Origin of the sequence: Paraburkholderia sp. GAS199 (assembly GCF_050436585.1) — a bacterium.
Classification (GTDB): domain Bacteria; phylum Pseudomonadota; class Gammaproteobacteria; order Burkholderiales; family Burkholderiaceae; genus Paraburkholderia.
In genome coordinates, this window is record NZ_JBNDMM010000003.1 from 696,104 (window position 1) to 718,011 (window position 21,908).

Sequence of the window (21,908 nt, forward strand, 5' to 3'; positions counted from 1 at the left end):
CATGCATATGGGGGTAATAACTTTGGAACCACTTCCGCAGGAGAGCGAGGCGCAGCGCATTGGGCATCGCGCAGATAAGTGTTTTGTAGCAAATCGGCCCGATTGCTGGCGAGTGAAGCCGACCGATGGCACCGATGATGTTGGGCTTGACTACCAGATCCAACTGGTCGACGGCGCACAGTATGTCGGGCTGTTCCACGTCCAACTTAAAGGTAGCGAGTCACCGGCGCTGAACGCCACGGGCGAGTTTTACTCGGTTCCCCTTGAAAGATCGACGGTGAATTACTACCTCCGCATCGGCGGGCCTGTTCTGCTCGTTTTCGCTGATTTGAGCGTTGACGTTAACACGTCGAGATGCCCGGTCTTCCATGTATGGATACATGACGACCTGAAGCGACGGGAGAGCGAGGGGCGTTCTGCAAGTTTAAGCGACAGGCTCACGTTTCGCGTGCCCGTCGCGCGTCGACTCGAAGAGAACACCGATGTGCTGCCTGATCTCGAGCGAATTCGCAAGAATCGCGAAATCGCTAACGAATTGAATGCGGTTATCGAAGCCAAGCTGCCTGCTCTGGATTACGAGGATAGAGCAGAGATCCTTGGCGGTCTGCCAACCGGGCTCACGGCATACAACAGCTCTTTGATTCTGGCCGTCACAGAACCGGCTACGCGTCCGTGGCCAGAGGCACCCCGTGACTCTCTACCTGGTCAGCTCGATGAGGCAGACAGGCTGCTTGTATCCGGGCAGGCAGCTGACGCGGAAGCAATCCTCGGTCAACTGGCCCCCGGAATTGAGAACGCCCTTCCAATCGAGCAAGCCGAATACTGGTACTGCAAGGGACGGGTCCATGCCCGCTCCTCCCGCAATGCGCAGGCAATCGAATGCTTCAGACACGCCTACGATCTCGCAGCACATGCCCCTCGTTACGTTGTTGCGCTCGTCGAAGCTGATCTGGCACACCGCGTGTCGTCGCTCGCCACGCCGGGAGTTGCGGACCTTTTGCATCTGGCGACGGGACACGCCCCAGAAATTCAGGCAGTACGCGCACGCCTGCTCGCGATTGACGGCCAGTTCGATGAAGCGTCGGCGATTCTGGCACCGCTGCCTCGTCGGACTGCACTTCACACGCAGGCTGTACTTGCAATGATGCAGGGCCGATACCAGGAAGTCATTGAGTTCTGCAACGCGGGAATTATTCAGGAGGGGCTTGAGTCCCGCGAGACCCAGCTGTTTTACCTGTTGCGGGCGGGCGCGAATTTCTGGTTAGCCATGCCCACTCCTCCCCGGATGAGCACTGACTATCATATTGAATCAATGTCAGGGCCTGCTGGCGTTGACGCTGAGCGGCTGCAACTCGCCTGGTCGGATATCAAGGCCGCCATTGACGTGCTGCGTCGCGCCGCATGGCCGAACAATACGCAGTATCTCGCTGACATCTGGTGCCCGGTTGCGCTGATGTTAGGGCGCGCGGCCGAGACTATCGATGTTGCGTTAGAGGCGGCGAAGGCGCGACCTTCGCTGGCGACGATGCAGCTGGCTGCAGAAATGCTCGCGATGCACGTCGAGCGGTTTGACGATGCTCTGGAGGCGAACGGCCGTCAGCCAGAGTCGGCGGAGCGTAATTTCAGACGCATCGGCATCCTGTATCACGCGCACAAATATCTCCAATGCTTGCAGGTTGTGGAGGAGCAGGTCGATTCCTTGCCGAAAGACCACGCTTTGTATCCTGTGTCTGTGGCTATTGCAACGCTTTGCGCAGATAAGCAATTCTATTCTGAACGGGCAGAGGCCATGGTAGCCCGACTCAAAGCTCGCACTGAATGGGCGCCTCACGCAGCAGTGCTGGACTATTTTCGTGCGGTCGATGCCAAACCGCTTTCGCGCGACGAGGCTACGCAGACTCTGGTCGCTGCATATCTGGAGCAAGGTAGCCCCAAGGTAATCGCCCAGCAGCTTCTTTACATCCTCAGACCGGCAAGAGCTGACGAGGCGCAAATCTGCATCGATGTGGCAGAGAACCTTCGGCAATCGCAGGAATTGTCTGTCGATGGCGAGTTTGCCTTAGCTCAGGCGCGAACGACTCGCGAGGAGTGGACGGAGTTGCTCGCCGTGACGGAGCGCGCAATCGGACGCTTTCGGCAGGTGGGCCGATTCCGTGCCGTTCGCGCGCTCGCACTCGACAAGCTTGGAGCATCTAATGAGGCGCTTGACGAACTTCGCGCGCTTGTCGAACTAGGGTCATCAGACCAGTTGGCGCTCGACCTGTACGTGAGCATTGTGACGCGATCCGGTCTTGTCGACGAAGCATTGAGCCTTGCCGAGAGACTCCTTGAGGTTGAACTGGAAGCGGCGAAGCGGCTAGACTGTCTCTGGCTTGTTTTCCAGTTGTCGCACTCGAAGGAACCGGGCGGCAGGCGGGCCATGGACGTGCTCTGGCAAATCGGCCAGTTGATTAATCAAAGCAGCGAAGAGGAGGAGGGACGATTCCTTGTCACCTATTTCTCTGCGTTGCAGTTTTCGGGCGCTTCACAGTCAGGCCGGCTGGAAGAGTTCGATAAACGTCGACAGAGGTTTTTCGACAAGTGGCCGGAGTCGAGAATTCTTCGGAGTATAGAGTTGCCGCCAAAGCACTCAGCCACCGGATTGCTGGAGGCACTTAAACGGGTGCTCGGTGAGCCGAAGCGAACCCCCGACTGGCAATTGAAGATGATCCGGGAGCTATGCAGAGGGGAGCTTCCAATGCCGTTCTCCTGGCGGCCAAACACGGTTCTCCCTACAGTCCGTGACACTGCGGAACTCTGGGAAATCGGGAAGCGCTCAAAGAAGGACGACGTCCAGTATCACTTGACCATGGTTCACGGAACGGCCGCCAGACGTAGCAGTCGAGACGTGGCGGGAATGGTTCCGCTGCTGGACTTGCCGACCCTGTTCGTCATACAGGATCTTGAACTTTTCGGCCCGCTTTTTTTGATTTTCCAGCGCGTTGCGATTGCTCAGTCCACCCTCCTTGAAATCCAGCGAAATGTGGTGCAAAGCCCCTTCAATCTGATGCACGCACGGTTTTCCAGCCTGACCAAGGTACTGACCACAAATATTGACCAGATTCTGCAACCGGCAAGCCCGAGGCCGCCGGATGAATTCATTAGTCGCGATGGAAGGCTGGGCGAAGATGTGAAAGCGCTTCTGAGCGATAAGCGGTTCGTTCTTTATTCAGACGATGCGTTCTTCCGCCTGTACGCGACAGAAGACGAGCAGGGCGCCTCGGGCTTATGTACGCTCGATCTGTTGAGAATCATCGACGAGCTGGAGTTGTTACCAGTGAATACGGTTGCGCAAAAGATGGGTCAGCTTTGTCTCTGGAACGTACAGATTGCTATCGAACCCAGGTTTCTGATGGCGAGTCTTCCGGTCGGACTGGCCAAAGCCAGGACAGTCTTGGTTGCCGACGAGATGATTCGTCAGGATGCCTGCTGTTATGCAATCCTAGAAGGAATCTGGAATGTCAGGCAGAAACTTGAGAACGTCATGCGCAGCGGTGCGACGCTCCTTCGGGACATGGTCGTGGCGAAACACAATGCGGATGTTGTAATCGCAGGCGTGCTTGGTATGTGGCTCTGGAAAGTCCGATTTCGTACCGACGCGGGCACTCTGGATGTGATTGAAACACTTGCCGTGGCCGTAGCAATCGCAGCCATGGGAATGGATAAGCCATCCGGCGAGGCGCGCCAGTTGTGGCGGGTCTTCCGGCTTGTCGTAGAACTCATGCACGGAGAACAGATGGACGAGCAAAAGGAGCGGGTTGCCATAGCTACTCTCGGGAGAGTTTGCGCTCGAAGTTCAGGCATTGAGGTAGAACGCCAGCAGGAGCAACGTGTAATGAAAATATTACGGGATGGTCTGACCGAAGGGACCGCAGACTATGAACTTTTCACTAGTGCTTACGAGGAAGGACGTATCTTTGCGGGGACGGCCTCTAGCAAAAAGTTCAATCTCGAAAGCATGGAAATTTCAGACGTCGGATTCCAGGTGTGAAGTTAGTTCTGAAGCACCAGACGTGTCTCCCGGAGGAAGTGGAAAGTTCGCGCCCCAACTGGGAAATTCTGCTGTAAGAAACTGCCGTGTTTGCGCACTGGCGACACGTTAGCACTCGGCACACAGTCAAAATGAACAACGCCGCCGGATATTGATTTCGTAGAAGCTCGGGCAGCCGGACCGAGGACTCAACGCTTACAGACAGCGCAATAGCATCTTCGTGGCTTCGTTTTTCCGCTGCCCGATCTCGGAGTTAGAGAATGCGTCCCAGCGGATCTATGGGTCGCCGGTCGCGGCCAAGGTGTTAGTTGACCGCGACCGACTCCTTTTCGCCAAATTGCGGGCAGGCTTGATTCCCTCCTACTTCTAGGCGCCCACCTGATTGACTAAGACGCCGATTTTCTCAATCTCGATACAAATTTCATCGCCGGGCTTCAGGAATTTGGGTGGGGTAAATCCGATGCCGACCCCGGCCGGCGTACCGGTTGCGATAACATCGCCCGGCAGAAGGTGGATGCCGGCGGACAGCGTCTCGATAAGTGTCGGAATATCAAAAATTAGCTGTTTTGTGTTGGAGTTTTGACGGAGTTCCCCGTTGACCCAACACTTCACATCAACGCTTTGGCCGTCTACCGCGTCTGCTGTGACCAGGTAAGGCCCCATCGGACAGAAGCCGTCGAGCGATTTGCCGATGAACCATTGGCGATGCAGTTTCTGCAGGTCGCGCGCGGTGAAGTCGTTGATCACCGTGTAACCGAACACGTGGTCCATGGCGTCCGCCTTCTTGATCCCAATGCCGCCTTTGCCGATGACGACCCCGAGTTCTGCTTCATAGTCGAGCTGACTGGTTACGTTCGCATGTCGCGGAATAATGGCGCCCGGCCCGATAACCGTCGACGCTGGCTTGGTAAAGACGACCGGCGCTTCCGGTGCGTGTTCGCCGTCCTTGGCACTGTGATCAAAACCGGATTTCTGAAACTCTGCCGCGTGCTCGCTGTAGTTCTTGCCAACACAGAAGATGTTGCGGCGTGGCTGGTCGATCGGGGCGAGAAGCATCGATTCGCTCAATCGGATGCCTGGTGTTGCCGGTGCAAGGTAGTCCTTGATCGAACCAAATTGCTGTACCAAATCAACCATATCTCCGGAGAAATTCTCGACGAGCTGAGCTACTGGCCAGAAGGAGGTCCCGTCATCTGACACCACAGACACGGTCTTTGCACCATTAAACAACACGTTAGCGAAACGCATGACCTTGACTCCTTAATTATCCAATTGGTTAAGTGGTATCGAAATGTAAATCCACTTTGGTGCTTTTGCAAACAAAATATTGTTGCAAAATATACCAAATTGGTACTACAATAGGGCTATGTGATTAAAAAAACAGGGTTAGGCATGAGCGACAGACAGGCGAGCGTAAGGGCGTCGGGCGCGAAGGCGATGGCTGCCTATCTGCTTCAGGAGATGTCTGCGGGAAGGTTGCGCGAGGGCATGAAGCTTCCTGCCGAACGAGTGTTGAGTGAGCAATTCGGTGCATCTCGCGGAGCCGTCAGGCGCGTGTTGCAGGATTTCAAAAGCCGGGGGCTCATCTCTCAGACAGTAGGCAGTGGTACGTTTGTTCAGGCCGGGGCCGAGGTTACGCTGGCGTCAGCCATTGCCGAAATCGCCGACGCTCAACCTGCGGTGATCGAGACCAGTCCGTCAGAATTGATGGAGGCGAGGCTGCTCATTGAGCCGCTCATGCCCTTGTTGATTGTTCGTCATGCAACCGCGTCTGATTTTTCGCGGATGGAGGAATGTCTGACACGAGCTGAGCGCGCCGAGTCGCTTGATGACTTCGAACACTGGGACGCAGAGCTGCACCGCGCGTTTGCGGCAGCCACACACAATGCGTTCTTCGCGCAGATTCTTGATCTCGTTAATGAGGTTCGAGACCGGGGCGAGTGGGGGCGTCTAAAGAAACGGTCTATGACACCTGAGCGACGGAGAAGTTACGAGCTGCAACACCGGGAACTGGTGTCGGCCCTGCGCGACCGTGACGCTGACGCCGCGTCATTGGCGATGCAAGCGCACCTGAAACAGATCCAAGACAATCTTTTCGGGACTTGGAGCGGTGCGGAACGCAGAAGCTGACAGGTGAAAGGTTCTCCCCGCAATGGATCGAAGGCTGCGGTGCCAGAGTCATCAGGTGGCGATCAGCCTGTCGTAAAGTTCGACGTTGTGTTGACGGTACAGGATGTTTCGAAACCGTTCTTCAGAGCCGGGACTGAAATCCGGCTCGGCAGCTAACAATCGTGCGCGATACAGCGTCCGACGAGTCTCGTGCATGTAGCTCGCAGGCAGCGGTAAGTCTTCCCTGCGCTCGTGTGCGTCGAGCCCTTCGAAAGTGAAGAGGCCGCTTTCATGGTTGAGAAAGCATGCGGGCGGTCTACCTTGAGTGAGAAGAGCCATGCGCTGGCTTTTTGCGCATGCATCTGTGTCATCTGTCAAAGCAAAGACATTCTGTTGAAGCACATTGCATCGCTTCAGCCAAGCTGCTCGCTTGTCTTCCTCATCTTTGCTGAAATGTGCATGCAGAGTGACGACGAGCTGCTCAGGGATGCTGTAGAGGATCGGATATCCGTCACGCACATAGAGCGCAATCTGGAGGAACTCGTAGCATCGGCCAAGGCCATGAACGTATTCGGGCAATCGAGAATGGAGATCTGAAGGAACACCATCGCTCTGGTGGGTCACGCCATTCTCGTTCTGGATCGGCTTAGGTCTGCCATACACGTCTTGATACATGATCTCCGAACCGGTATCGAGAAGTTCAGGAAATAGAAGTACCGGTAGATACGAGTGCATATACAGCGTCAAATCATGCTGTGACGTAGTCGTTGGAAACAGACGATAATTATGGTTGGCTCGCCGCGACGCCCGCACGATGTCACCAATGGCCTTAGCGACGCATACTCCGTTCGGCAAACCACCGCCCCTCGTTTCAGCCCACGTCTTTACAAATCCCCAAGGACTTCCAGATGGGACGCCCAGAAAATAGAGGCACAGCCATGATGCTGTGAGCAATTCAACATAGAGTCGATCAAGACTATCTACGTTGCTCGGCATCCCGACCTTAAGCGATGGGTTTCGTGCAAGGGCGTCTCCTCCCTTGATCTTGACAAGCTCGTTTGAAAATCGACCGAACCACCGCGCGCAAGCGTGTAGGTCGACATTCTGAAAGCAGTGTCGAACCTTTAGAGAGATCGGAGTTCTATCGTTGAATGGCTGACCAGCGTGCGGTACCACGATGGTGGAAACACAACCGTGCAATCGCTTGAGATTGGTTAGAAACGACGCGATGTTTAGGTCGAGATTGGGATTCATCATTCAAGCTCCGTCGCGATGTGCCTGAGGTTGACAACAAACCCGGACTCAGAATCGAGGTTTACGGGCGTGAATGCATCTCCTTGATATGCCGAAATAACTTGCAAGAAGTCACGTATCAACTTGCAGCAACGTTCTCGAGCCATGTCTCGCGTCAATCCGCCCGGCAGCTTGTCTTTTTGCTCGTTCAGCCACGCATCTCCTCCGAGATTCTTGAAAAACACTTCCGCTTCAAGATTAAGAAACAGCTCACTTGGCAGGCTTGGCATCGCATTGGACAACTGCGAGCAGATAAATTCTTCAGCTGATGATCCTCTGGACGCGAGGGCGAGGATCTCGGTCTTCGCCCAACTCACTAACGGCGCGGCCATTGACTCAAGGTCGAAGGTCATGTCGCGCACCCTCAATTCGTCGCCCGGTTCACCGAGAATCTGGAATACCTTGTGTCCAATGACATGAAACCAGATTGGTGTGATGGTGTCGTCGATCACAAGCATCTGGTGATCGCATGGCAGTTCGGAGTCTCGGAGTCGCTGCCGAACGTGCCAGAGCACCAGGTAATGCCAGATAATTCCTATGAGAGCGCCAAATTGCCGGGACGTTTCCTGCTGGGAGCCCAAGGTGGTCGGATCCCTGAACGTCATTGCAGCGACTATCACGATGTCACGACGGAGCCCATCTTTGAGAGCGCTATAGAGCGTGTTCACTTCAATCCCGTTGGGGTCCGGGCGAACCGGAATCGCTCCAGCAACGTCTTTGTGGCCGCAGTAAACTTTCCATGAGGGACTTTTCCACCAGCGCTCGTCAATATCAAAGATCCTGTAGATGGCGTAGATACCACGCTCGCCGCTACCTCCAGTCAGATCCTTGAACGTGTTGTAGATTGTTCTTATACCGACCGCTGTGCCCAACGCGTTTTGAATGCTGCCGACCTTCTGCGCCAGCTCGGTCTGAATGGTTGACAACACATTTTCCTGCTTCAGGCCAACGATGCTTTGGTTATGTAGTGATCGTGTCAACTTATCTGATTTGACCTGTAGATCGTCGCGAACCTGAAGCAGCTCACGTCTCTCATCTCCAATAAGTTTCTTTTGCTCGTGCAATGACGACCAGTGTTCGGCTGCCACATAAATCGCGGCGAGCGCCATGGCAAAGATAGCCGCGTCTTTCTGACCGTGCTGGATCATCGCTCCAAAAAAAATGATCCATGGAAGAAGGCAAAGATAGAACACGCATCGAGGTGATTGAAACCACTCGGTTAGCCTGCGCTCACTTGGTTCCGGCGGTGCGGGTGCGCTTTGCTCAAGTTGCTGGATTTCGCGCTCTAGAGAACGGATTTCACCGTCCAGTTCAAGCTCCAGCTCGTGCGTCACCGACGGATTCTCAGCCGTCTGTAGCGAAGGAGAGATTTGCTCGAAGCCAAGAGCTTGCGCCAACTTTTGGCTCAAGGTAATGCGGTTTTGCCTTAATGCGTCGAGCTGGCGACGTCGGCTGGTCAAGCGAATCGCGCGCCAGTCTTCGGCAGCCCGCAGTCGCTCAAGTTGACTTCGCGTTCGATTTACCTGAAAGGCGACAACCGTTAACACGGCCACCAAGATGGCCAGACCCCACGCCTCGCTCGCCGAAACGTTTTCCGGTCCGGTTGGTGGATGTAGCAGGTGAGACAGTGCCTCTGACGAGCAATCCGCGACGAAGTGCATAAACGGATCGTGAGTCGAGCATGCGCCCGGATGCATCTGCTGGTAAATCCCGAGCAACCAGTAACCGAGGCCCGCAATAAGCGTTGTCAGTGATAGCAGAGCAGTCCGGCGCAGTCGGCGCATTCTTTTGCTCATGGAGGTGGTCCTTGAAAAGACGTCGAGCCGTTCGTGATGCAAGGAATGGGCGGCTGAACAAGTCTGGCCGGCCCCTCAATGGAAGTAACAACTGAAAGCGCAAGCTGAGCACTCGTTCACCGAGGATTAACTCGCTGAGGAGTGCGCGTTGAAAGCAAACTGTATGAATTGGGATGGCTTGGCGGAAGAGTCAAGTAGTCTGGATTGCGAAAGTTCGCAATCCAGTGTAGTGGAACACGTTTCCCGCCAGATGCTGTATGAAAATACGCCGATGAATTTCGTTTGCATATCGAGATTTCCGTGACTTCACTGTCCTAAGGAGCTTTGCTACCGCTGAAATCATCAACAAGTAATCCATGCTCAAAATCACGGAACTCAATCGGCGCAACGGCAATATTGTGGGAATGGAATGACCTGTCTTTGCTTGTCGAACATCGTGATGATTGGGGCAGCGACTCGGTCCAAGAAAAGAGCAATGTTCCAGGGAGATCTGCGACGGCGGTGAGAAATCTCCCTTGAGTCCAGATTCCTGGATAGCTTCTGCCAGTCGGTGCAGCATGTTTGTTGCGCCGACAACTTTTGGCGGTAGCCAAGTGACACTCTGGTTCACCGCATGTTAGGCGCGCGCATGGTTTTACGTCTGATTGTGTGAGTCCGATCTTTTGCTTTGATCAGGCAGGCTACAGGAGAATCGCGGTCAATCTGGTGACGCTTTCCGCGAATTGCGTCGCTTAACGAGTCCATCATTGCCTTATCAACATACGGCAATTTATATCTATACCAGCGAGCTCATTTTTCTAGTCGTGCAAATTTTTCTCAAACGCTCTTAGCGATAGGACGAAACCTTGAAGGACGCGACGTGAGTCTAACGTGCAAAAGGAGCATCTCGTTCCTAAAGCGTTGGCCCCAAAAAAGACGTATCTGGATAAACAGAGGATACTTATGTCGCCACAAGTGGATCCCCTTTGCCAAGGATTTTCAAATGAAGGTTTTCGCTCTACTGACTCTTTTCGCTGCATTGTTTGCGAACAGTGATATCGCCTGGGCGCAAGTGGATCAGTCGAATGCGGAGTCTCTAATCAGAACCGCGACGCAGCAGGTCTTAGGTGAAGTCCGCACCAAAGCAATTCAGCCAGATGACATCCATAGCATCATGGGTATCGTTGACCAAGATATTCTTCCTTACACCGATTTCCGACGCACCACGTCACTTACGATGGGCAGGTACTGGCGGACGGCGACGCCCGCACAGCAGCAGCAACTGGTTGAACAGTTCAAGATGCTGCTGATTTACACATATTCGGGTGCTATTGGGCAGCTTCAGGAAGACGTGACTATCGACTATCCGCCCGTTCATATCGCGCCGACTGACACAGACGTTGTGATTCGAACGATTGCTACGCGGAACGGGAATCCCGCAGAGATTGATTACCGACTCTATAGCACGCCGCAAGGTTGGCGTCTCTATGATCTGAACGTGTTAGGTGTCTGGCTTATACAGACTTATCGGCAGCAATTTAGCGACAAGATCCATCAAACCGGCGTGGATGGGCTAATTCAATTCCTCGCCGAGCGCAACCAGCAACTAGCGTCCAGCAAGCAGCAGTAGGAGACGAGTGCAATATGGCGAGTGCCCAATTCATTTTGACGACGCAGTCAGGGTTCGCCTGCTAGCGATAGGGCGCGACGAACTCGGTCCAATGCGAGACGTTGGTCTGCAACCTGACACCAGCCATGGCAATGCTGAAGTAATATAGCCGCAGCCAGCTCGACGGACGGTCCTAGTGAGCTGCACGAAAGTTTGCGCAATTTTATACAATGGTTTTGATTATCTCGCAGCAGAATGGGCAAGTCTGGGTGAACAGCCGTGAGGTGCACGCTGGACGTGCCAAGCGGTGGAAGCCGTTTTCGGTCTGTCCCCGCATTTTCAGAGCGGATACACAAATGGAAAATAGTGTTTTCCCTAGCCGTAATTTCCCGTGTACCGGCATCGCTGACGAACGGCTCGGCGTCGGTGCTCAAACTTTTTTGTGATGACATCAGGCATATGGCTTCAGGCGTGCCAAAACGAAGCAATCAGGCAAAACTATGGCGAGAGCCGTCGTTCGCAAATGCGGAATTGCTTCGTGCTGCCTACAAGACGCACACGTTCCCCCCGCATTCGCACGACGAGTTCGCGTTTGGCCTGATTGAAAGAGGTGCCCAGGAGTTCATCTATACAAACGGTGAACGCCTGATCATGCCTGAGCGGACAATCTGCGTGGTCAATCCCGGAGCTGTGCATGAAGGAGGGCCTGCCACCGAGGAAGGGTGGGACTATCGAATGGTGTACGTCCCGGCCGCAAATTTGGCAGCTGCACTCAAAGACGTGCATGGCGAGGCCGCAGGAACGAATCTGTATTTCCCGCAGACGGTCATCGACGACCCTGACACAATGCGGCTGATTTACGAGGCACATGTTTGTTCAGAATCGCAGGACGCGTCGCAGCTTGAGAAGACCTCGAGACTTACCCAGGCTGTTTATCAGTTGGCTCAACGCCACGGTCAGTCAGCTCGCCCGCTCATCACGAGTTCACCGGTGCCGGGCTCGGTTCGGCGCGCTCGCGAATACATCGACGCACACGTGTGCGAGAATCCGTCACTCGACACGGTAGCCGATATCGCCGGGATGAGTCCTTTCCACCTACTGCGGGAATTTAAAAAGACTTTTGGCGTTGCCCCGCACGCCTATCTGGTTCAACGCAGAGTTGAGCTGGCCAAACATCTCCTGCTCAAAGGGCGCCCCCTGCGGCTCGTTGCCATTGAGGCTGGCTACTACGACCAGGGACACTTGAGCCGCGAATTCAGTCGCTTCTTTGGCGTCCCGCCAGGCGCCGCTCGTCAGTAAAACCGTTCGTTGCAACGACGTCGGTTCCATCAATACGCGAGCGCCAGATCTGGTCGGTGACCGTATAGCATTTTTAGCTGCATATCGTTCCTCGATAGCCATGCTCGCGCTACGTTCCATGCGCGAACCTTCTTGGCGCAATTTTCTCCAAAGAGCCCCTGATGTGAATCGGTACATTGATACGTGTCGCCGGTCTGCCTGTAATCGTTAATGCACGTGCACCGGCGTAGCCACGGACGGAGGACACGCCAATCATTTCTCACGTCCTGATCATGTATATCCAAGGAGAACTCGATGGCAAAGCAGTTTGACGACCATAACGCGCATGACTATGAAGGGTTCTCTCCGGCGACGCGGGCCTTGCACATCGACCGCGCACTCGAACCGGGAACAGGGGTAGCCCCAGCAATCATGCAGTCGGTTACGTATTTTTCGGAGGACGGTGCCGACTTTGCAAACAAAGCGACTGAACCGCTGAAAGATATCTTCTACGCCCGTCACGGTAATCCGACTGCATCGCGGGCGGCGATGATTGTGGCAGACATGGAGGGCAAAGAGACGGGGATCATGTTCGCCTCCGGTATGGCTGCCATCACCACAACATTGTTGTCGCTTCTGCGCATGGGTGACCACGTGGTCGCGCAAAAGAGCCACTACATCGGGACGACCACATTGATGAACGAGACGCTCGAGCGCTATGGCGTTGGCGTCACGCTTGTGGAGCAGGATGATCCGGATGCTTTCGAGCAGGCAATTCAGGCAAATACGCGAGTATTCATGCTCGAAACGCCGGTCAATCCTACGATGAAACTTACTGATCTGAAGGCAGTCAGTGCGATAGCAGCAAAAAGCGGGATCACCACGGTATGCGATAACACGTTCGCGACGCCCTTTAATCAGCGCCCGGGTGACTTGGGCGTCGATATCATTGTGCACAGCGCGACTAAATATATGGGCGGTCACCATGATCTGCTCGGTGGGGTGGCAGTTGGGTCAAAAAAGCACATTGATGCAGTCTGGGATATGGGCATGACACTTGGCGGGGTGTGTGCACCGTTCAACGCATGGCTTGTGCTACGCGGTCTTCGAACGATGAAAATGCGTGTTGACCAGAGCAATCGCAATGGTCTGGCAATCGCCCAGATGCTGGAGCAGAACGAAAAAATTGAGCACGTGTATTACCCGGGTCTCGAGTCGCACCCGCAGTATGCGCTGGCCCGTCAGCAGATGAAGGGCTATGGTGGCTTGTTGACGTTCGAGCTGAAAGGCGGCTTCGACGCGGGGCAGCGCTTTATCAAAGCGCTAAAGATTCCGTTCTATGCGGCAAGCCTTGGCGGTGTCGACTCGCTCGTGATCCAACCGGCAGCGCTGTGGCTAGGACGCTTGTCACCGGAGCTTGTCAGCAAGCAAGGAGTGAGTCCTGGTCTCATCCGCTTTTCAGCCGGTATCGAGGAAACGGAGGACTTGCTGAAAGATATCCGGCAAGCCCTGGAGGTCGCGTGATGATATCGAGCCGGATTGAAGCTTTGACACGCTCCGGCATCCGGCGTGTGATGTTACTGGCCGCAGAGGCGGAAGCGAGTGGGCGAGAGATCATTCACCTTGAAGTCGGACAGCCCGACTTTCCAACCCCGAAACACATTCAGGAAGCTGCCTCGATGGCGGTCTCCGAAGGCAAGACCGGCTACACCGCTTGCGCAGGTGTGTCGGAACTGCGGACTGCCGTTGCGAACAGGATAAACGAGCGAACGGGATGTGACCTTCTGCCCAATGAGGTCCTCATTACGACTGGCGCCGTGAATGGGATTTACCTGGCGCTCTCAGCAATTCTCGAGTCAGGAGATAGCGTTCTGGTGCCCGACCCAGGCTGGCCAAACTATCACAGCGCCGTAACGATGGCGGGAGCAGAGTCTATCCGTTATCCGCTGCTCGCCAATAACGCGTACGAACCTGACTTTGACTCGCTTGAAAGGCTTGTGACGCCTAGAACACGGGTGATATTCGTCAACACCCCCGGCAACCCTACGGGCGTTTCGTGGTCGGCCGAGACGCTGAGGCAGGTCGCGGATTTCGCCCAGAGACATGGGCTCTATATTCTTTCCGACGAGGTGTACGAGGACATGGTTTTTGAGGGGCGCCACGTCAGCATGCTAGAGGTGGCGCCTAAAGAACGCGTGCTGCTCATCTCAGGGGTATCGAAGAGCTACGCAATGACGGGATGGCGGATTGGCTGGCTCGTCGCGCATGCGGAGGTCGTCGCGGCAGGCGTGGCGCTCGTCGAGCCAACTACGTCCTGCCCACCGGCGCCCTCCCAATTTGCAGCACTGGCAGCCATTCGAGGACCACAAAACTCAGTTGTGGAAATGCGACGAGTCTATCAACACCGGATGGGCGCCGTAATGGAGCGATTGAAGTCAGCAGGAATACTTCAGGCAACGCCTACCGGGGGATTCTTCGCGATGCTCGACATCTCACGGACCGGCATGGACTCAGACGAATTCGTCGATGGGCTTCTGGCAGAGAAAGGGGTGGCGGTGGCTCCGGGTGGAACGTTCGGCGCAACATCGCGGTACAGTATCCGGATTTCGTTCGCAACCGGGCTCGATGATCTTGAGCGCGGGATAGACGCCATAATCGCGTTCATTCGGGAAAGGGCGCACATGCAGAACTGAGAGTCGGCCGTGCCAAAAGCACGGATTCTGCGTCCTCGGTGCAGGGTGGGCCTGCACCGAGGACGCGAATGATTGCCAGTCGCGCGATTGCGCGACTGGGTTTTTGAGACTTGCGCTGTACTTTGCAAGCACGCCGAGCCCGCAAGCGCGGCCCGTTCGCGGACCTAGTGCGCGAGAATTCCCGACGTTATTTCCCTCACCGACCGCGTTCCCGTCAATGCCATCGAAACATCGAGTTCTTTCTTCAGAATGTCGATCGCCTTGCTCACACCAGCTTGACCGCCGGCCCCCAAGCCGTAGACAAATGCACGTCCAACCATGCATGACTTTGCGCCGAGTGCGAGGGCGCGCAGTACGTCCTGGCCTGTTCTAATACCACCGTCAAACATCACGTCCACATCGGAGCCAACTGCATCGACGATTTTCTCGAGCTCAGAGATAGATGACTTGGCTCCGTCGAGCTGCCGCCCTCCATGGTTCGAGACGACGATAGCCGACACGCCAAGACTTGCGGCAATTTTTGCGTCCTCGACATCCATAATGCCTTTGAGAATGATCTTGCCGGGCCAGATACTGCGGATCCAGTCCATGTCTTTCCAGTTCAAAGTCGGGTCGAATTGCTGGGACATCCATTGAGCAAGCGTGTTGACGCTATCCATTCCGCTGATGTGACCGGCGATATTGCCAAATGTCTTGCGCTTGCCCTTAAGTATGCTCCATGCCCAAGATGGTTTTGTAGCCACGTCCATGACATTCGAGAACGTGATTTCCGGCGGGACTGTCATGCCGTTCTTTATGTCGCAGTGACGTTGACCGAGAATCTGAAGATCAAGTGTTGGCATGAGTGCGCTGCACTTTGCTTCAATTGCGCGCTCGATGAGAGAGCGCACGAATCCCCTGTCACGCATCACATACAACTGGAACCAGAAGGGCTTGTCCACTGCGGCGGCCACGTCTTCAATCGAGCAGATTGACATCGTGCTCAAACAAAACGGAATGCCGGCTTCCTGTGCTGCTCGGGCTGCGAGAATTTCACCGTCACCATACTGCATACCACATAGTCCAATCGGCGCCAGTGCAAGCGGGAGCTCCGCACGCTCGCCAATAATTGTCGTGCTCAGATCGCGGCTATCAACGTCGATAGCGACGCGCTGGCGCAGCCTGATGGCTTCCAGATCGGAGCGGTTTGCGCGCATTGTGGACTGTGTGTACGAGCCGTGATCCGCGTATTCAAAAAAGGCGCGTGGTACGTGTCGACGTGCGATATTGCGAAGGTCGTCGATGCTAGTCGCTTTGCGTAATACATTTGGTCGTGTCATCAGCAGAGTCTCCATTTTTTGAAAGCAGGGCGCTGCCCCTGCCGTTGCTATCACTAGCGCCCATATTGCATTTGCCGGAACGAGCAGAGCTCGCAAGCGAAAGCGCCCAGCGGTGTCTGATGCCGTTCCTTCGGTTTTCACGCTCGCGTGAGTACCGTCGGTGATGGCCCGACTAACGGCCATTGACGCCAACCTCGGCGCTGCTCAGCGACGGCGGCCTGGTCGTGTTCGACATTCGGTCAGCGAATTAAGGGTACAGAGTAGGCTTGCCCAGATATTCCGGCAAGCGCATAATTGTCAAGAACGTCATGCCAGGATGGAATTATGATTGATGAGCTAAAGTCGTTTGTAACTGTGGTAAATGAGGAGTATCTGACACGCGCGGCCGATGTGCTGTGCGTCAGTCAATCGGCCGTGTCAAAGCGTATTCAGAGACTCGAGGAAATGCTCGGGGCTGAGCTGTTCGACCGAAATTTCAAACCGCCGAAGCCAACATCATTGGGAAACCGCGTATTTGAGGAGGCCATTCCGCTCCTACAGAATTTTGAGCGGCTTGTTGAGCTATCGCGCGAAGACGCTCCGCCGTCCGGAACGCTCCGTTTCGGACTGCCACAGGTCGTCGCGGACATTGCGATGTTTGACGCCGTGATGGGCACGAAAACGGAGTTTCCCTCGCTTGACGTTCGCCTGCACACCGACTGGAGTTCCGGTTTGCATCAGATGATTGAGAGCGGTGCCCTCGACGCGGCCGTTCTGATGCTAACAAAGAGGGCGCCCCCCCCTGATGAACTCGCCTGTCGTTACGTTGCCACGCTCGATGTTATGGTTGTGCAAAGCCGCAAGAAACCAGTCGTTACCGGATCGGCAACCATCAACTCTCTTGCCGGTCAAGATTGGATTCTAAATCCGCTGGGTTGTGGTTATCGCGCGGCACTGGAGCGTGCCATGGACGAAGCGGGGCGCAGGCTAAGACTTAGCGTCGACACCCACGGTACCGAGATGCAGTTGCGCCTGATTTCGGCGGGTATGGGACTGGGGCTTGTACCGAAGGACGTCCTGGCTCGCAGTCAATGGAAGGACGAGCTGAGTGTGGTCAAGATGCGCGACTTCTCGCTATCCCTAGATGTATGGCTCGTTTCTCGAAACCAGATGGGTAACCTGAAGCGGGCGGTCAAGCTGCTGGAAGACTCCGTAGTCGAGTCGTTTCGCAAACACGCATCGGCGTTATCGGAACCGGGCAATCATTGACCAGTAAATTATTGCAACGCATCGGCGACAAATGGCGCATGCCACCGGGCCATCTTCTGATGGCCAGCATGCGTTAGTGTCAATTTCGATATGTGAGGTCGCGGACCACCAAGTCCGGGGCACTCGCCAGCGTCGGCGGCGCCGGACTATTCTTCTCAGGCATGTAGTTCATGACAATTATGAGCTTGCGGCAAGCATCCTTCGTCTCTATTCTCGATCAAGAGGATTTGACGTAGCGACGGGCGTCTGTCTGATCGTGAGGAGGAGACATTGCATTTCATAGACTGAGCAGCTTGGACATTCGTTTTTCGCTGCCCAGTCTTCCGTGAGCTATACGCACTTATTTTTGCGTCATCTTTCATCGTTTCCCACGCACCGCTCTATTCGCGGCTGGAGAATCCATTTTTCTAAAACACAAAATCAATACTGGAGACATATATGAATGCATGGAGTCAGGAGTACTTACCAATAGGCGGTCTGCTGTGGTCCTCCGTGTTTGCGGTAATACCGATCGTGAGCTTCTTCACTTTGCTAGCTGTTTTCAAGCTTCGAGGATACGTGGCTAGTGGAATCACGCTGGCGCTTTCAATCGGAATCGCGGCTTTCGTATTCCATATGCCTGTCGATCGAGTGACGGCAGCCGCGCTCTTTGGATTTACGTATGGTTTGTGGCCGATTGCGTGGATCATCGTGACCGCCGTTTTCCTGTTCAAGGTAGTGGTTCGATCAGGCCAGTTTGATGTAATTCGCGGATCCATAATTTCGCTGACTGACGATCGCCGACTACAGGTCTTGTTGATAGGGTTTTCCTTCGGAGCTTTTCTTGAAGGGGCCGCTGGTTTCGGGGCACCGGTAGCCATCACCTCAGCATTGCTGGTCGGGCTGGGCTTCAATCCACTCTACGCTGCAGGGCTTTGCCTGATCGCCGATACGGCCCCGGTGGCGTTCGGAGGGTTGGGCATCCCTATTTTCGTCGCGGGCCAGGTTTCAGGACATGATCCTGCAGCTATTGCTGCAATGGCTGGGCGCCAGTTACCCTTTCTGTCGTTCCTGATTCCTTTCTGGCTGGTTTTCATAATGGACGGAGTTAAGGGCGTGAAGGAAACTTGGCCAGCAGCCCTGGTTACGGGGGGCAGCTTTGCCATCACACAGTTCCTGACGTCAAACTATTTAGGCCCTGAGTTGCCGGATGTCGCGTCAGCTCTGGTGAGTCTGGTTTCGCTGACTGCGTTCTTGAATGTCTGGCAACCGAAAACCGTCAGGTCGGCCGCGACGACGACTGGCGCGGTGGGCGGCGGAGCAGTCTTGTCCGCTCATTCGCCTTTCACAGGTAGCCGTGTGGGGCGCGTGGGTGCGAGAAATACAAGTCGGTATTCCAGCTTGCAGATTTGCAAGGCTTGGTCACCCTTCGTCATCTTGACTGCCTGCGTGTCTCTTTGGAGCTATGGTCCGTTCAAATCGCTCTTTCAAACGGGGCATACATTGAACAGGACGACGTTTGTATTTCACATCCCTCACCTTGATCTGCTTACGCAAAGGGTTGCACCGATTGTCAGTCATCCGGTGAAGGTGCCGGCCGTACTGAGTATCGACACCATTGGTGCGACGGGCACAGCAATTTTCGTGGCGGCGCTTCTATCAATGCTTTTTCTCAAGCTCCCGCTTCGCGAGGGTGCGAAAGCGTTCGCGGCGACACTTAAAGAACTGAGAGCGCCAATATTTTCAATCGGACTCGTACTTGCTTTCGCATTTGTCGAAAATTTTTCCGGGATGTCCTCTACGCTCGCTCTGTTACTTGCCCAGACAGGCGCAGCGTTTCCGTTCTTTTCAGCGTTTCTAGGCTGGATCGGGGTCTTCCTGACCGGCTCCGATACATCTTCTAACGCGCTGTTCTGCTCACTTCAGGCGGCCACCGCGCAGCAGATAGGTGTGCCCGGGAACCTGCTGGTAGCCGCAAATACTACTGGCGGCGTCGCAGGCAAGATGATATCGCCGCAATCTATCGCGATCGCGTGCGCAGCTACCGGTCTTGTTGGCAGGGAATCTGAATTGTTGCGCTTTACGCTGCGACGAAGCGTCGCTCTCGTTACCGTAATTGGCGCAATAACGTTCATTCAGGCGTACTGGCTTTCGTGGATGATTCCCTGAATCGGCAGGCTGGAGAGGGCGCACCTCAGGTCTTCGCACCGCCGATGCAAGTGGGAGTTAAGCGGATCCGATTGCGATTTTTCTACCTTGGCCAGCGACGTGTCCACGCGTCGCTGGCCAAGGTATGACGAGCGGTTGCTTTACGCGCATATCTGAAATTAGGTTTATACTTAATAGATGCATATGCACCCATTTGTTTGGTTTTTTTGTCCTGTCTGTTTCGCGATGTTGCCGGGCATTTCGACTCCCAACAAGGGCGGTGCGCGTGTAGAGCAAGACAACACGGGCAGGTCGATGTGTCCGCATTTGCCGAAGCTGATCTGGAGGTTAACAAATGTCAGTATTTATCGTAACAGCGCCAGAAGGGCGTCTCGGCCATCAAGCGAAACAGTCGCTGGCCGTAAAAATAAATGCCTTGTACGCCAGGGTATTTCAAAGCACAACAGAGCCCGTCCCGGTTTTGTTCAATGAGGTTCCGGAGGTAGCCCTCCGCATGAAGGAGGCGGGCGAGCGAGAGTTTCCTATGTTTGCGCATGGCCACATCGCGGTCGACCACACCCAGTCGCAGAAATATCAAATGCGGGCCGGCGTCGCGAAGTTGCTTGCCCAGGAAAGCAATGGCTCCGTTGACCCGACCTCGGTCTTTCTGACAAAGCTAACGGCCGTTTTCAAGGGCGAAACAAGGGCAGCGCCGTCAATCCCGTCCAGCAACTGGATTGACTCGCTGTCTGCAGCAGACAGGGCATATATGTCAGTCTATTGAACTAGTTCCTGCCAAGACCACTCGCAAGCTTAATTTTTTTACAACACGCGTCCTCACGCCAAGCCGATACTGAGCACCAGAATTCCTGCGAAAAAGAAGATTGGGAATATCCCTGCGCTATCTCCTCAATCGCGGCTGCGAGATAGTTTGGCAGCCTGCCCCGAGTCCCTCGCGAGCGAAGAGAGGCCACAAAAAGATGTTGGTGGTCATGTATCATGGGGTCTTGATATAAGAGAGAGTTAGCATGCCTCGAGCGTCTCGCGAGCAGGTTGAGAAACATCGTTCCCTTATCCAGCGGGAATCAGTCCGGCTTTTCAAAGAAAGAGGGATTAACGGTGTGTCCGTCGCAGAAATCATGGCTAGCGCGGGTTTAACGCACGGCGGCTTTTACGGGCATTTTGAATCGAAGGACGCACTGGCTACGATTGCCTGCGTTCAGACGTTTGAGCAGTCGCTCGGGCGGTGGAAAGCTTTCGATGACGGCGCCGCAGATGAAGCCATACTGGTCAAAAGGCTCTCGCAACATTTTTTGAGTGCAGCTCAGCGTGATGACTTTGGTAACGGCTGTCCGATGACGGCTTTGTCTGGTGATGTGAGTCGTGAGCCGGAAGGTAGCCCCTTGAAACAGGCGTATAAGCGCGGTGTTCTCGGATTGATCGAGACACTGATGTCTTTCTCAAAGCGTCGCAAATCCAGGCGCGTACGACAACAGGCGCTAGTGCGACTATCGATGCTAGTAGGAGCGCTGACGCTTTCCAGGGCAGTGAGTGGTGACCCTCTTTCGGACGAAATTCTCGATGCGGCTAGGAACTACCTCGTGATGGATGCTGAACGGCCGCTAGAGGGCGAATGAGGCCACTGATGGTGTCACATAACTCTGCCCGAATAATGTCTTTCCTGTGATCAGTTTCGCTCCAACGCGGGGGCCAGCAGGAGTGCCTTTGCCGCAAAAGATTGGTGTCGCATGGTCGAAGTTAGCAATTAGAGTGCAGGAGTTGGGTAATGGGCATTAAAAAGGGCGTAGACGCAACCGCTTCATGTGATCAGAAAGAAAGGGCCTTCCCTGACGTCACTGAACTGACGCGCAACGTTGGTTTTCTTCTTGGCCGTGCCCGTCTTTCCCTCTCGAGCCGGACTAACAAAAGATTGATGGCAAATCTGGGCGTGTCAAGCGCTCAAGCCAATGTCCTTTTTTTGATTGGTACGAACAGGTCGGCATCCATGAAAGCGATTGCGCTGGGCAGCGGGATGGACATGGCGAGCACGTCGCGACTTGTGACGGTCCTAGAAGAGAGGGGACTGATTACGCGCGTTCGGTCGGACTCAGACCGCCGTGTGCTGGAGCTGCAACTGACCAGATCTGGTCGTGAGGTCGCCGTACAGTTTCCCAAGATTCTCCACGAAGTCGTCGATTCCGCGCTGACAACATTTGCGGAGGACCGAAAGGCGGCGTTGCGGGAGATGCTCGAGGAGATGATCGTGAACTGTGTGGATGGTCGTCGCGAGGCTCATGTAGTAGTGGCGGCAAAAGCCAACCCGCTGAGCTCGAGCGAGCGGTGGCTGCATTCGCTAGAGTCGCTAACGCGTCAAAACGAAGACAAATAGATGTATATACATTTAAATGAGATTTGAGATCTGACTTA

15 protein-coding genes are annotated in these 21,908 nt (G+C 54.8%); 11 read left to right on the forward strand and 4 right to left on the reverse strand.

All coding sequences use genetic code 11. The features are described 5' to 3' along the window. Window positions 1-7 precede the first annotated feature (7 nt). Entirely contained in the window at window positions 8-4,030 is a 4,023-nt protein-coding gene (locus P3T18_RS14810; protein WP_429301102.1) for a DUF4365 domain-containing protein, read from the forward strand. A gap of 366 nt (window positions 4,031-4,396) precedes the next feature. On the opposite strand, the gene P3T18_RS14815 is transcribed toward P3T18_RS14810, so the two are convergent. Further along, window positions 4,397-5,278, reverse strand: a complete 882-nt coding sequence (locus P3T18_RS14815) for a fumarylacetoacetate hydrolase family protein (protein WP_429300665.1) — start codon at window positions 5,276-5,278, stop codon at window positions 4,397-4,399. Window positions 5,279-5,422: 144 nt separating this feature from the next. On the opposite strand from P3T18_RS14815, the gene P3T18_RS14820 reads away from it, so the two are divergent. Further along, on the forward strand, window positions 5,423-6,160 hold the full coding sequence (locus P3T18_RS14820) for a FadR/GntR family transcriptional regulator (RefSeq protein WP_429300666.1): 738 nt from the start codon (window positions 5,423-5,425) through the stop codon (window positions 6,158-6,160). Between the two features lie 51 nt (window positions 6,161-6,211). Here P3T18_RS14820 and P3T18_RS14825 read toward each other — a convergent pair whose 3' ends face one another. After that, complete coding sequence (locus P3T18_RS14825) at window positions 6,212-7,396, reverse strand: hypothetical protein (protein WP_429300667.1); 1,185 nt, start codon at window positions 7,394-7,396, stop codon at window positions 6,212-6,214. Next, on the reverse strand, window positions 7,393-9,228 hold the full coding sequence (locus P3T18_RS14830; protein WP_429300668.1) for a hypothetical protein: 1,836 nt from the start codon (window positions 9,226-9,228) through the stop codon (window positions 7,393-7,395). The genes P3T18_RS14825 and P3T18_RS14830 overlap by 4 nt, the downstream gene beginning before the upstream one ends. Before the next feature lie 982 nt (window positions 9,229-10,210). Here P3T18_RS14830 and P3T18_RS14835 point away from each other — a divergent pair. The 4 genes from P3T18_RS14835 (at window position 10,211) to P3T18_RS14850 (ending at window position 14,787) form a co-directional block, all read left to right on the forward strand. Beyond that, window positions 10,211-10,837 (forward strand): MlaC/ttg2D family ABC transporter substrate-binding protein, encoded by a 627-nt coding sequence (locus tag P3T18_RS14835; RefSeq protein WP_429300669.1) that lies wholly within the window; start codon window positions 10,211-10,213, stop codon window positions 10,835-10,837. Between the two features lie 345 nt (window positions 10,838-11,182). Continuing rightward, window positions 11,183-12,115 (forward strand): AraC family ligand binding domain-containing protein, encoded by a 933-nt coding sequence (locus P3T18_RS14840; RefSeq protein WP_429300670.1) that lies wholly within the window; start codon window positions 11,183-11,185, stop codon window positions 12,113-12,115. 294 nt (window positions 12,116-12,409) lie between these two features. Further along, window positions 12,410-13,618, forward strand: a complete 1,209-nt coding sequence (locus tag P3T18_RS14845) for a trans-sulfuration enzyme family protein (RefSeq protein WP_429300671.1) — start codon at window positions 12,410-12,412, stop codon at window positions 13,616-13,618. Beyond that, window positions 13,618-14,787, forward strand: coding sequence for a pyridoxal phosphate-dependent aminotransferase (locus tag P3T18_RS14850; protein ID WP_429301103.1), 1,170 nt, complete (start codon window positions 13,618-13,620; stop codon window positions 14,785-14,787). Before P3T18_RS14845 ends, P3T18_RS14850 begins: the two co-directional genes overlap by 1 nt. Window positions 14,788-14,951: 164 nt before the next feature. On the opposite strand, the gene P3T18_RS14855 is transcribed toward P3T18_RS14850, so the two are convergent. Next, entirely contained in the window at window positions 14,952-16,106 is a 1,155-nt protein-coding gene (locus P3T18_RS14855) for an alpha-hydroxy acid oxidase (RefSeq protein ID WP_429300672.1), read from the reverse strand. Window positions 16,107-16,430: 324 nt separating this feature from the next. Between P3T18_RS14855 and P3T18_RS14860 the strand changes: the two genes are divergently transcribed. The 5 genes from P3T18_RS14860 (at window position 16,431) to P3T18_RS14880 (ending at window position 21,870) form a co-directional block, all read left to right on the forward strand. Beyond that, on the forward strand, window positions 16,431-17,354 hold the full coding sequence (locus P3T18_RS14860) for a LysR family transcriptional regulator (RefSeq protein WP_429300673.1): 924 nt from the start codon (window positions 16,431-16,433) through the stop codon (window positions 17,352-17,354). 438 nt (window positions 17,355-17,792) lie between these two features. Next, a complete protein-coding gene (locus P3T18_RS14865) occupies window positions 17,793-19,502 on the forward strand; it encodes a lactate permease LctP family transporter (RefSeq protein ID WP_429300674.1) in 1,710 nt (569 codons plus the stop codon). A 334-nt stretch (window positions 19,503-19,836) separates the two neighbouring features. Next, window positions 19,837-20,265: a hypothetical protein gene (locus P3T18_RS14870; RefSeq protein WP_429300675.1), complete on the forward strand. Its 429-nt coding sequence runs from the start codon at window positions 19,837-19,839 to the stop codon at window positions 20,263-20,265. A gap of 244 nt (window positions 20,266-20,509) precedes the next feature. Then, window positions 20,510-21,118 (forward strand): TetR/AcrR family transcriptional regulator, encoded by a 609-nt coding sequence (locus P3T18_RS14875; protein WP_429300676.1) that lies wholly within the window; start codon window positions 20,510-20,512, stop codon window positions 21,116-21,118. Between the two features lie 149 nt (window positions 21,119-21,267). Next, a complete protein-coding gene (locus P3T18_RS14880) occupies window positions 21,268-21,870 on the forward strand; it encodes a MarR family winged helix-turn-helix transcriptional regulator (RefSeq protein WP_429300677.1) in 603 nt (200 codons plus the stop codon). Window positions 21,871-21,908: the final 38 nt, after the last annotated feature.